1 protein-coding gene and 1 pseudogene are annotated in these 402 nt (G+C 54.2%); both read right to left on the bottom strand.

Annotation, left to right across the window (positions count from 1 at the left end; translation table 11 throughout):
- Window positions 1–136 (bottom strand): phage tail assembly chaperone (locus HEN33_RS25560; protein ID WP_029785103.1); only part of this gene is annotated, 136 nt, incomplete at its 3' end.
- 5 nt (window positions 137–141) lie between these two features.
- Window positions 142–402: pseudogene (locus tag HEN33_RS25565) on the bottom strand (major tail subunit); the annotation flags it as partial.

A 402-nucleotide genomic window follows, 5' to 3' on the forward strand; every position in this document is an offset into this window, starting at 1 on the left:
CCTGCCACAGATACCAGGCCTCTGCCGAAGGCTCCCGCAGCACCACGCTGACATTTCTCCATTCCGGCACCTTCACCGTTTTATGACGGAACCCCGACAGTCTGGCCAGCGCCAGTGTTTTCAGATCTTTTGCCATAAGCCTTATCCGCCCGCACCATTAACCGTTACTGTACACGCATCAGAGGTAATGCTCTGCGGCTGTTCTGCAGAATCCGTTACCTCGCAGGTATAAGCCCCCTTATCACCTGACTGCGTATTGGCTTTACTGAAAGTGTCAGTAGTCTGTCCCTCTACCGGCTGACCATCCTTCTTCCAGGCGTGTTTATAAGGCGGCGTTCCCCCGTTGACACTGACTGACATTGTCAGCAGCGCACCGGTATTCACGGTAAGTGTCTTCTCCAG

Origin of the sequence: Escherichia sp. 94.0001 (assembly GCF_013369155.2) — a bacterium.
Classification (GTDB): domain Bacteria; phylum Pseudomonadota; class Gammaproteobacteria; order Enterobacterales; family Enterobacteriaceae; genus Escherichia; species Escherichia coli_F.